This is a genomic window from Fodinibius salicampi, assembly GCF_039545095.1.
In the GTDB taxonomy this organism is placed as follows: Bacteria; Bacteroidota; Rhodothermia; order Balneolales; family Balneolaceae; genus Fodinibius; species Fodinibius salicampi.
The window spans coordinates 208315-220755 of sequence record NZ_BAABRS010000002.1; the positions used below are offsets into that span (position 1 = coordinate 208315).

Annotated in this window: 6 protein-coding genes; 5 read left to right on the forward strand and 1 reads right to left on the reverse strand. The window is 43.5% G+C overall.

Annotation, left to right across the window (positions count from 1 at the left end; genetic code table 11):
- Nucleotides 1-19: 19 nt before the first annotated feature.
- From ABEB05_RS08785 to ABEB05_RS08800, 4 genes are all read left to right on the forward strand, one after another.
- A complete protein-coding gene (locus ABEB05_RS08785; protein ID WP_265789388.1) occupies nucleotides 20-1087 on the forward strand; it encodes a peptidoglycan bridge formation glycyltransferase FemA/FemB family protein in 1068 nt (355 codons plus the stop codon).
- Complete coding sequence (locus ABEB05_RS08790; protein ID WP_265789390.1) at nucleotides 1084-2214, forward strand: DegT/DnrJ/EryC1/StrS family aminotransferase; 1131 nt, start codon at nucleotides 1084-1086, stop codon at nucleotides 2212-2214. Before ABEB05_RS08785 ends, ABEB05_RS08790 begins: the two co-directional genes overlap by 4 nt.
- A gap of 337 nt (nucleotides 2215-2551) precedes the next feature.
- Entirely contained in the window at nucleotides 2552-2725 is a 174-nt protein-coding gene (locus tag ABEB05_RS08795; protein WP_265789393.1) for a hypothetical protein, read from the forward strand.
- A gap of 620 nt (nucleotides 2726-3345) precedes the next feature.
- Nucleotides 3346-5241 (forward strand): polysaccharide biosynthesis protein, encoded by a 1896-nt coding sequence (locus ABEB05_RS08800; protein WP_265789395.1) that lies wholly within the window; start codon nucleotides 3346-3348, stop codon nucleotides 5239-5241.
- A gap of 85 nt (nucleotides 5242-5326) precedes the next feature.
- Here the strand turns inward: ABEB05_RS08800 and polX are convergent, their stop codons facing one another.
- Nucleotides 5327-7087, reverse strand: a complete 1761-nt coding sequence (polX, locus tag ABEB05_RS08805; RefSeq protein ID WP_265789397.1) for a DNA polymerase/3'-5' exonuclease PolX — start codon at nucleotides 7085-7087, stop codon at nucleotides 5327-5329.
- Nucleotides 7088-9130: 2043 nt separating this feature from the next.
- Here polX and ABEB05_RS08810 point away from each other — a divergent pair.
- Nucleotides 9131-12439: a SusC/RagA family TonB-linked outer membrane protein gene (locus ABEB05_RS08810; RefSeq protein WP_425558406.1), complete on the forward strand. Its 3309-nt coding sequence runs from the start codon at nucleotides 9131-9133 to the stop codon at nucleotides 12437-12439.
- Nucleotides 12440-12441 lie beyond the last annotated feature (2 nt).

Sequence of the window (12441 nt, forward strand, 5' to 3'; positions counted from 1 at the left end):
ATGAATAAATAGCTACGATATGGTTTCAGGGTTTGTAGAAAAACAAGGAAGAAAGTGGCAACAGGTGAAGCAGGCCGATTACTATGATTTTTATCATCTTCCCGAATATGTACAGCTGGACGCAAATATAATTGAAGGCGAGCCCATTTGCTGGATAGCAGAAACCCATGCTGGTAAAGTATGGATTCCCCTGATCAAGCGGAAAATTCCAGACTCCATTGCCAAGGGAAAAGAATATTATGATCTGACCAGCCCTTACGGTTATCCGGGTATTCTTTTTGAAAGACCCTTTACCCCGGATATGTTGAATGCCATACTTCAACAGTATATTGAGGATGCAGCCGAAGAAGATTTTATAACTTCATTTATCCGAATGAATCCGCTGTCCAATCCCTTTATATGGCAGCAAAGCAAACTTGTTGAACAGAAGTATCACGGATTTACCATATCGGTCCCCCTTGACAAAGAGCTGGATCTGATACGAAAAGATTACTCTTCCAATCACCGCCAGGATATTCGGCAACTCCGGGAGCAAGGATTTAAGTTTTTCCTGGATGATATGAGCTACTATAAAGATTTCCTATTTATCTATGAACAGTCAATGGACCGGCTTGACGCTTCCAACTATTACTATTTTTCCAAAGAGTACTTTGATAAGATATTTGAAGTATTGGGTGAAAATGTTCATCTGGCGATCGTCACCGACGAAAGAGGCAAAGAGGTCGTGGCTGGAGGACTTTTTACTGATTTTAACGGCATTATACAGTCGCATCTTAGTGCCACCCGGACTTCCTACATGGAGTACGCCCCCTCAAAGTTGATGTTTGATGGGATGATAAAATGGGCCGCCGGTTCATTTCAGAAATGGCTGCACCTCGGGGGAGGAGTAAACAGCAAGGAAGACTCGCTTTATCGTTTTAAGAAAGGATTCAGTCCCATAAAAAATCAGTTTACAACTTTAAGAATCATACATGATCAGCAGCGATACAATAACTTGAATTACGTCGCACTGCAGGAAAACGACCAGACAGAATTTGATGACAAAGACTATTTTCCTTTATACAGACAGAAAAAGGTGAAGCAATGAAAGAAAAGATTTGGCTTTCCTCGCCCCATATGGGAGAAGAGGAACAGGAATATGTACAACAGGCATTTGAAACAAACTGGATTGCCCCGCTTGGTCCCAATGTCGATGGATTTGAGCAGGATATATCGGCCTTTACCGGTGCAAAGCACACGGCAGTTTTAACCTCTGGCACTGCAGCCTTACACTTGGGGTTAATCTTGTTGGATGTTCAGCCCGGCGACGAAGTTATTTGCTCAAGCTTTACGTTTGCCGCATCCGCAAATCCCATAAGATATCAGGGGGCAACTCCCATTTTTATAGACAGTGAGCCGGATACCTGGAATATGGATCCCGAGCTTTTGAGAACCGCCATTGAAGATCGGATTGAAAAAGGTAAAAAGCCCAAAGCTATCATCCTGGTGCACCTGTATGGAATGCCCTGTAAGATGGATGAAATCATGGATATAGCAGAAGAGTTTGGGATCCCGGTTTTAGAAGATGCCGCCGAAGCTTTGGGATCCACCTATAAGGGACAGTCGCTCGGCACCTTTGGTAAAATGGGCACCCTGTCTTTTAATGGCAATAAAATAATTACCACCTCGGGAGGCGGGGCACTTATTTCGGATGAAGAAAAGCTCATAGAAAAAGCACGATTCTTGAGTACCCAGGCGCGTGATGACGCACCGCATTACCAGCATTCTCAAATTGGGTATAACTATCGTATGAGTAATGTTGTGGCCGGCATTGGAAGAGGACAAATGCAGGTGCTTCCCAAAAGAGTAGCGCAGCGCAGGGAGAATTATTCATTCTATAAATCCAGACTGTCAGATATTGAGGGGATATCCTTTCACGAAGAACCTAACCCGGATATGAGTACAAACCGCTGGCTGACGACCATAACGGTTAACCCGGATGAAACCAATGGGGTTAGCAGAGAAGATCTTCGACTTGCATTACAAGAAGAAAATATTGAGTCGCGTCCACTATGGAAGCCAATGCACCAACAGCCGGTGTTTCACTCATGTCCTTATTATGGGAATGGAGTATCGGATAAGCTATTTAACAATGGGTTATGCCTGCCCTCCGGATCAAATCTTACGCCCGCAGATCGTGAAAGAGTCGTACAGACGATTGTTTCTGTTTTTTAGTTTCAGTTGTGGGTATCATACCTTTCAAAGCCGGAAATTAAAGTCCCCCCTTTGGCAAGGCCTTTGGAAAGTTAACACATGAGAACCAAAGGGGACTATGGGGGATGATTAGGGATTTGCAGCTGTCTGGTTCCCTGATTGTTTAACGCGGGGTGATTACTAATCCTATATTGAAAGCGACAAAACTAACCCGGAAAAATTCTACTTGACAAGGGGGGGCTACGGTATTTGCGAAAGATTAGATTGTGGTTAAATTTTTTAGTCCTTCCACAACCTACCCCGCCGGCCTTAGCAGGTGAGGCATGGAAAGGGAGCGGGAGGTACGAAAAAGAAATAAATGGGGAACGCTGTGGTAAAAGCAATGACCGCTTCCGGGCTATCTCTGTTTAGGGCTACCGAACAAACGAAATCTTCATTTATTTCCGTACCACCCGATCCCGAACGCCGAAGCCGGTTCGCCGGTCGTTTTTGCGTCACTTTTGGCGACCCAAAAGTGGTAGGGAAACGTTAAAAGGCGGGAGAAGATAAAGAACATTTCCCGAGACAAGAGAGCAGGATTTTTAAAAATATCTCCTTGTCTTATTCCATTTTTTCAGTCATGCAAAAACGGAACCAAAAAATGACCGGCCCCGTGGAATCCCGGTTGAGGGTTTTTCGCCTGAGCGCGTCCGCTCGAACCTGTAAAAAAGCAAACTCACTCCCGTTGGTCGCTCAGACAAGCTTATTTACTGCCGGTTCTCCCTCCTTGCTCCGAACAGCTCATAACTCAAGGCCTGATTAGAGTGTTTCGTCCAGGAAGATACAGTTATTACTAGGTATAGGACGGTTGTCTTTTCAAGTTGGCTTCCTTGACATTTCTTCTCTTATAATGATAGGCCTTGAAGCCATACAGGGCATATTATCGGTATGTTATTTATCAATTATGAAAAATATAAACGGGAACAAATTTAAGGGATATAAGTTAAAATAGTCTCTTAATTATTAAGAATAATATTTAATACTCCTCCTGAGGAGTAGTCAGAAGACTCATATTTATTTTTTATCGCAGTAGTATCTGAAGCTTTGAGGAACAGGTAAGTCTTCAGGTCAACATTATTCAGTCAAATATTATCATCAGACATTATTACGAAAATGGATTCTATACGTCAAAAAGTTGCCCTAAAAACGATCATCGATCTTTCTCTTTGGACTTTAGCCATTCCGATTGCGTATGCGTTACGTCTGGAGATGCCGGTTTTTGACTATGGACCCCATATTCTTTATGTCATGGCAGCCATGCTCCCTTTTAAGGCATTGTTTGTCTATCAACTGGGGCTAAACCGGCAAAGTTGGCATAAGGTGGGCGTTCTGGATGTATATTCCATCGTTAAAGCAACGGCAGGCAGTTCCGCTTTGCTAATGGCACTAGCCGTATTATTCAGGGAGAGTAGCTTCTTTTTCATACCCTATAGCGTTCCTTTTATCGAACTAATTTTATCATTTTTGTTATTGTTTGCCGTTCGGTTTTCTGCTCGCTTCTGGGATGAACATAGAAGGAAAAACAAGGGGCACCAATCCGAGCAAAGGAATATTCTCATTGTGGGGGCTGGCGAAGCTGGTACGATGATGGCCCGCGAGATGTTGAGGCACCCCGAATCGAATATGAAGCCGGTGGGATTTCTTGATGATAATCCGAATAAGCAGTCTCAAAAGTTTTTGGGTCTCCCGGTGTTTGGTCCTCTTAGTAGCCTGCAGGAAGTAGCAAGCACGCACGAAGTAGAGGAAGTACTAATTGCTATTCCTTCTGCTCCTGGTAAAGTGGTAAGAAAAGTAGTGGAGATGGCCCGGGAAGTAGAAGCAAATTATAAGATTCTACCATCCCTCCATGAACTTATCAATGGAAATATTACGCTTACAGAAATACGTGATGTAGATATGAAGGATCTGCTCAAAAGGGAACCGGTAGAGCTGGAAAACAAAAAAATATCAGATTATGTCAAAGACCGTGTGGTCATGATTACCGGAGCAGGAGGATCTATAGGTTCAGAGATGGTGCGTCAGGTTCTGAAATTTGATCCAAAAGAGATACTGCTGGTAGATCAAAGTGAATATAATATTTATAGTATTGATCAGGAATTGAGTAACATTAAAATGGATGCAAACTGTATTACGAGGATCGCAAATATATGCGACCGGGATGTGCTGGAATCTATCATACAGTCGTACCGGCCAGAGGTTATTTTCCATGCAGCGGCTTATAAGCATGTGCCTTTAATGGAGCAAAATCCACAGCAGGCTATCTTGAACAATGTAGGAGGTACTAAAAATCTTGTTGAGCTATCCCTTAAATATAATATCAATCGACTTGTTAATATCTCTACTGACAAAGCGGTAAATCCCACTTCGGTCATGGGGACCTCCAAGCGTATTTCTGAGTATATTGTGCAGTGGGGAGCCCAGCGATGCCGGGGAGATCAGGTATTCGTATCGGTACGTTTTGGAAATGTATTGGGCAGTAGGGGGAGTGTTATCCCTAAATTTAAGCAGCAAATAAAGCGGGGAGATCCCATAACGGTTACCCATCCCGACATGACTCGTTATTTTATGACTATTCCCGAAGCTTCCCAGTTGGTATTGCAGGCCGGGGGACAGGCAAATAATGGTTCTATTTATGTACTGGATATGGGAGAGCCTGTCAAAATCGTTGATATGGCCCGGGATCTCATAAAGTTATCCGGACTGGTGCCGAACGAAGACGTTCATATTGTATTTACCGGTATGCGTCCCGGTGAGAAGCTTTATGAAGAGTTACTTACCGATAAGGAGCAGACTTCTTCTACGCAGCACGAAAAAATACATGTGGCAAAAAGAAAAGAGCTTCCGATCAACAATTTTGAAATGACGATTGATAAGCTTCTCAAATACGCCTATATCGGAGATAATGAACAGACGAAAAGAATGCTGAAGCAGATTGTACCTTCCTATAAATTTGAAGACGACAAAGATACAGACCCGGCGCCGGTTTTAAAGAAGGTGCAGGCAATGTAGTTTATATAAATACATCAAACACAAGTTAACAACGAATAAACTTGCTGGATTAAGTATGAAGGAGGGACTGATGCCCCCCCGGTTGTTATGTTCCGACAAGCCACTTCCGGAATTCTTCAACCGACTTTGTATTGAGGATGCGTTCTTTTTCAAATTTTCCTTTTCGGGCAATACGTACCCCATAGGGGATGTGATCTATACCGTCGATGGAATGGGCATCAGGATTAATAGAAGACATCAGTAACGTTTCGCGCGCTTTATTACCGTGCCGCCAGTCCAAATCCAATCGATGGGGGTTGGCATTGATTTCAATGGCCGTATTATGTTTGGCTGCCAGTTCAATAAGTTCATTCATATTGAGATCGCTCCCGTCGCGTTTAAGCAGCAAACGTCCCGTTGGATGACCTACAATACGGGTAGCGGGATGTTTGATAGCATTACGAAAGCGCTCCATCATTTTTTCTCGGTCCATTCCCAACCCCGAATGTACGCTGGCAATAACAAAGTCGAAGCCCTCCAGCAGGCTATCCTCATAGTCAAGACTGCCGTCGCTCAGGATATCTGACTCAATGCCTTTGAAGATATGGAAGTCAGTTCCCTCTTCCAGGAACTCCTCGTTCAGGCGATCGATTTCCTCCCACTGTTGCTTTACTTCGTCGGGTGAAAGTCCCCCGGCATAGGCTGCTGTCTGGGAGTGATCGGAAATTCCCAGGTAGGTATATCCGCGTTCAATACAGCCTTCGGCCATCTGGCGGATAGAGTACTTGCCGTCGCTCCAGGTGCTGTGTGCGTGTATGACTCCCTGGATGTCTTCCGTGGTTACCAGATCCATCTCTTCATGTTGCTCAAAGAAAGAGATCTCCCCGCGATCTTCCCGGAGCTCGGGAGGGATGAAATGCAGATCCAGCTTTTGGTAGATATCTGTTTCGGAAGAATAGTCAATAGGTTCGTTAAAATCTGTATCGCCCTCCTCATTTAGTTCAAAAAGGCCATATTCATTGAGTGAGAGCCCCCGCTCGCGGGCCCGCTGACGCAGCACCACATTATGCTCCTTGCTGCCGGTAAAGTACATCAGTGCTGCGGGAAACTGATCCGGACTGACGATACGAAGGTCTACTTGCCTGCCGTCTTTAGTACGGATAGAACTTTTCGTGTCCCCGCGGCCAAGTACCTCTACCACCAGGTCGTGACCCACAAAAGTATCAAAAAGGTCTTTAATATATTTTTCCTCAGCCCCGATTAGGATATCAACATCTCCGATGGTCTCCTTGGAACGCCGCAGCGAACCGGCGACTTCTATCGCTTCAACCCCTTCCTGATCCCTGAGGAAGTTATACATGGGATCGGCAATTTCCACGGCCTCATCCAGGCGGCAGCGCTTATCAAACTGCTGCATCCACTCAATGGATTTTAGTATCTTTTGTGCCGACTTTTCTCCCAGTCCGTCGAGAGAAGCTACCCGTCCGTCTTCACAGGCTTCCTTAAGTTCCTCCAATTCGGAGATGCCCAGCTCTTTGTGGATTTTAGCAATATTCTTTGGCCCCAGTCCCGAGATGTCCAGCCATTTAATAACGCCCTCCGGAATGCGTTCTCGGAGCGACTCTAGCACTTCAATAGTGCCCGTTTCAGCGTACGAACGAATATCCTCGGCAATGGAGTCTCCGATGCCCTTAATATCGGTCAGTGAATCGTTTTCAATATAGTCGTTGATATCGTCATTGAGCGATTCGATGGTCTGGGCCGCCCGGTCAAAAGCGATAGCCCTAAAGCGGTTTTCGCCTGCCAGCTGCATCAGCTGATATATTTCGCGAAGGCGTTCAGCAATTTCATCATTTGTTACAGGCATAAGGGAAAAGCTTTGTTTTATTATTGAGAATCTTAAATGATTTCATTTTAAAGGTACGAAATTGCACGCTTATTGACAGGTAGCTTGAAACAATATAAGATGTCTGCCTCCTTTACCTTAATGTCTTGTTCCATTTTTTAAACGACGATCCGCCAGTGGGCAGACCAAACAAGCTGGAAGAACCCAAAAAAATGATCGACGATGAAAATGTTGCTCTCGTCTAGGGGTCTTCGTTAAAATCATTTAAAACTCCTCCCGCTGGTCGTCAGACAAAAATGGTTTTTTGCCACTACAACCCCTGCACTTTTACCAGTAACATATTCAAAGGCCGGAGGAAATAGACTTTTGTTTATATAAGGCAAGTATTGGAGAGTTCCTCCTTGGAGAAGGAGGGCAGGAGTATTGATAAGTTAATCGGATATGCTTGTTAATGAGTAGTGCGGGGATTAGTTCCCGCGCTAGAGATAGATCGATTATCGAAATAAAGGCCATTCTTGGCTCCAACTACCCAGCCGTTTAAACCTTGTATTTGTAACCCTATTGAAAGCGATAAAATCAACCCGGAAAATTTCTGCTTGACGAGGGGCGGGCGGTGGCCGTCATCAACGTTCGCGACCGCAGTCCGCACCGAGGAGTTAAATGGTCCTTGGCTTTTTTAGGAGCCTTTTGTGCCAATTCAACATACGAGGCGGTAAAGAATAAAGAAGATTAATTTTTATAAAGTGACATGCCTCTCCAGACGAATTTCTGTTTGACATTCGCGGTGTTGCGGGCTGTGACCAGCGGCTGCAGCTGCTGTCAGTGCGAACAAGTTAAATACATCTAGATTTTTTGGATACTTTTTAACTGTGTCCGCCTGCTGGTTGAACAATGGAAAAAGTATCAGTAAGAACGTGGGATTAACGTGATGATTCTTATAGTTCAACCAATACCTAATAATGCGTTCCGTCAAATAGCAGAAAAACTATCGTATCACGTGCCGAGACAGTGTATTTCGGCTCAGTTAGCTGTAATTTAATTCTCATAGTAAGCACAGAGATCATGTCCTACTAAGAGCACAGACTGTGCCCTAGTAAGGACAATCTCCCTGCGAAAGTATTACAAACACTTTGTAATACTTTTACAATCTGTTTGTAATAGTAATGGCAAACATTTTCCCATATATATAGGAGACTCCTTCCCATAGTAATGGGAATCTCCTTCCGATATATATGGCAGACACCTTTCCATATATATGAAAAATAAAACAACGCCTGTCATTACCCACTTCTCTACGAAGCTATATTTTTATAGTGTAATAGTGTAGGATGGGTCAAAAAGTAGCGGTTTATGCTTCCTCTTAAAATATATTAATGATATGGTGCCCATAATCAAGCATCTGCTATCCGGAATCCGTTTCGTCAACATGTAATTTTCAACCTTTAATTTTTTAATCCACAATCTGATAACTGACCGCTGCCGCCTAATTCTTAATTCCTAATTTTTCATTTAAAATTTTTACTGGAAGAATCCGGTACCTGCATCTTTCAAGCATTTAACCTTGAACATGTAATCTGTACTCCTATAGACCGCTAATAAAAATGATTTAATTCAGCATTTTTGTTCGGACAGAACAACAAATAAGCACACTTTGGACTTTTCAGCCCAGCAGAATCCTGATTCCTTAATCTGATAAGATAGGGGAAGATATTGAGTAAAGATCCCTTTTCCCTTTCATTGTACTATGTGAAGGTTTTGTTCCTTTACTATTTATGGAATTTCGTAAAAGTAGGGGGTCAGCGTAAAAAAATGTTTTCAATTCTTACGAAGAAAACCTAACTTAACGCTGACAGCCAATGTTTATTATATTATCAAGGAATTAAATATATATTATCCTGTTCAGGCTTTTACAATGGGCTATATATAATCTAATAGAAGACAGAAAGATATCCTTATGCATTTATGTATTAAGGAAATTCTTAATGTCTTTTTTTCTTTGGTCTATAATCTAATCGTTAATAAATAATGAGGTACTTTATGTTTAGAAAGTTACTATACACAGTAATGGTGTGTGTTCTTTCTGTCGGTACGGCTTTTGCCCAGACCGGTAGTTTGAGCGGTACCGTTACGGATGCAAGTTCCGGGGAAACATTACCAGGGGTAAATGTTTATATACCCGAACTTGAACGAGGAGCTCCCACAGATGTAGATGGGGGATTTACCATTGATAATATTGAATATGGGACCTATACTATTCGGGCCACTTATGTGGGATACACCGAATTTGAGCAGCAGGTGACCATTGATCAAGAAAATGTTACAATCGATATTCAGCTTGAATCAGGAGTAGAGCTTGATGAGGTCGTTGTTACGGCGCTTGGTGAAGAAGTTAGCCAGCGAACGGTTTCGTTTTCTACGCAAAATGTTTCTGAGGAACAGCTGAACGTTACACAAGATGCGAATATCAAAACAGGGCTTGCTGGAAAGGTTGCCGGTGTCCAGATGGTTGGACAGGCTGGTTCCAAGCTCGGCGATTTTGGTAATATTCGTATTCGTGGAGCGATATCCCTTACGGATGACTTAGCCGAACCACTCTATGTAATAGATGGTGTGCCGGTTGACAATCCTAATATTGTGGATATGAATAATGTTCAGGATGTTAACGTGCTTAAGGGGCCGAATGCTACGGCACTCTACGGACAGCGTGGTGAGAATGGTGTTGTTATTATTACGACAAAAGGAACCCAGGAAGCCGGTATGAGCGTCGAATTGAATAGCGCTACTACCTTTGACAAGGTTGCTTATCTGCCGAATTTCCAGAATAAATATGGAAAAGGATACTCTGGAGAATCAGAGTGGGTAACACTTGATTATGAGAACGGATTTAATATGGGTAATCTTGCTGGAAGTCTGGAAGGCCTTTATGCAGACTATCCAGAGTATTTGGAACCTCTTGACGGTGAGCGATATATCGTAAGCGGCTATGCCGATGAGAGCTGGGGTCCGGAATTTGACGGTGAACCCTATATTGCCTGGTATAACATGTATCCCGATAGTCCCTATTACGGAGAAACTTCTACGTGGGATGCTGCTCCCAACAATATTGAGAACTTTTATGAAACCGGTGTGACCAATAAAACCGGCTTTGCGATCAATTATAACACGGATCGCTACAATACCCGGTTGGCTTTTTCCAATCTTACCCAGGGAGGTATTCTGCCATACTCTAACTTGAACAAGCAGACGTTGAACGGTAGCTTTGATTACGACGTTACCGATGACTTCCACGTAGGCCTGAAAGTGAATTACGCTACTCAGGCTATTGAGGGAGAAGTTCGTGATGACGGTTATGGAAACCAGACATCCGGACAGTTCAACTCTTGGTTTGCACGGAACCTGGAAATGGATAAGATCCGAGAACTTAAGGATCTGGAAACACCAGAGGGTTATACTGCTTCATGGAATAACTGGGGACCTGGTATTATGGCTACAGCACCTTTTGCATTATTTGGGGGTTCTGAGTCAGAATACTATAAGCCCGCTTTCTGGTATAATCCATATACCTGGATGGATCGGTATAACGAAACACGCGACACCGATAATTTATTGTTGAATGTTGATTTGTCTTATCAGATAAATAGCAATTTAGAATTGGTTGGTAGTGCCAGTACCACTTCTGAAGATTATAGAAGGCGATTTGAACTGCCTTATAGTTTAACGTACTCAGCAGCTCCAACACTCTATAACGAATGGATTAACTCATTCGGTGAATACAGCGACCAAATCAAAGAGCATAACTTCAGTTCTCGATTGCGATATGATGAGGACTTTGGTGATGTGTCTATTAATGGTTTCGTTGGTGGTGAAGTACGAATAGAGGAGTTTAAACGATTCAGTGCTGATATGGCACGAGATAACTGGCAAAACGGAGGATTAATTCTGCCGGATGTATATAGTTTCAGCAACTCTGCCGAGCAGGTAATACCTGTTGAGCGCAACTGGAATAAAAAAGTCTTGAGTATGTTTGCCAAGGCGACAGTTGGATATCAGGACTTCTTGTATCTTGACGGAACCTATCGTCAGGACTACAGTTCTGCGCTGCCCTCAGGCAACAACGGCTACGGTTATCCTTCCGTCGGTCTATCCTTCATATTTACTGAGTTCTTTGATTCCGATATCCTTACCAACGGTAAGTTGCGTGCTGGTTGGGCGCAGGTTGGTAATGATGTTGCTGCTGAACGCATTAATCAGGTATATTCACTTCAGCAGGATCCTTTCACAAATCCGAGAACTGGAAATGCTAATCCGTTACTTTTTACGGACGAAACACTGGTTGATCCTAATATCGAGCCGGCCCTTAGTTCTTCTTTTGAGCTGGGTACCGACCTCGAGTTCTTCGGTAATCGTCTCGGTTTAAATGCTACCTATTATTTGGAGAATCGTAATGATGAGATTGTTCCGGCCAGCCTGTCTTCAGGTACTGGATACACCGAATATCTAACCAATGCAGGTTCGTTAGAGCGTGAAGGGGTTGAGCTTACACTGGATGTAACTCCGGTAGTCAACCAGAATTTCCGCTGGGATGCAACGGTTAACTGGTCAACAAATAGTGTTGTCGTAACCGGCCTTCCTGAAGGACTGGATTCTTATGAAATGTCCAATACTACGGCGGCTTTTGGTTATGTATCGTTAAATCACAGACTTGGCGAAGAATGGGGACAGTTACGAGGTCCCGGAATTCGCCGAAATGAGAGCGGTCAGCCGATTGTTAATGAAAGCGGATTATTTGCTGTAGAACAAAATCAATACTTTGGCAGCGTGCTTCCCGACTGGACTGGTGGATTTGTTAATACCCTTTCTTATAAAGGATTGAGTATGACTGCCAGCATCGATTTCCAGAAGGGTGGTCAGTTCTTTACGCTTTCCGAACAGTGGGGTCAATATTCAGGCCTGCTTGAGGAAACAGCTGACAATAATGACCGCGGTAATCCTAAGCGTGATCCTGTCTCTGAAGGCGGTGGTGTTCACGTGACTGGTGTTGATGCGGATGGTAATGCAGTTGATACGTATGTACCTGCCTTTGATTATTACGGTCAGTGGCAGTCAAATACTATTGCAGAACCATTTATTCGTGACGCTGACTTTGTGAAGCTTCGTGAATTTAGTATTAACTATACTTTGCCTAGTGAGTGGATAGGTAATTTTCTCCAATCCGCCACTGTAGGAGTAGTTGGTCGTAACCTCTGGATGATAGCTGTCGCAGATAATAATGTCCATGGATGGGACCCTTCTGAACTCGCCGAAACGTATGGTGAAAATGGTCAGCTGCCAGGTACGAAAAGCTATGGCTTTAATGTAAAAGTAACCTTTTAACG

Coding starts and splice junctions, on each gene's coding strand:
- ABEB05_RS08785 (WP_265789388.1), top strand. CDS start 20: ATGGTTTCAGGGTTTGTAGAAAAACAAGGAAGAAAGTGGCAACAGGTG.
- ABEB05_RS08790 (WP_265789390.1), top strand. CDS start 1,084: ATGAAAGAAAAGATTTGGCTTTCCTCGCCCCATATGGGAGAAGAGGAA.
- ABEB05_RS08795 (WP_265789393.1), top strand. CDS start 2,552: ATGGGGAACGCTGTGGTAAAAGCAATGACCGCTTCCGGGCTATCTCTG.
- ABEB05_RS08800 (WP_265789395.1), top strand. CDS start 3,346: ATGGATTCTATACGTCAAAAAGTTGCCCTAAAAACGATCATCGATCTT.
- polX (WP_265789397.1), bottom strand. CDS start 7,087: ATGCCTGTAACAAATGATGAAATTGCTGAACGCCTTCGCGAAATATAT.
- ABEB05_RS08810 (WP_425558406.1), top strand. CDS start 9,131: ATGGTGTGTGTTCTTTCTGTCGGTACGGCTTTTGCCCAGACCGGTAGT.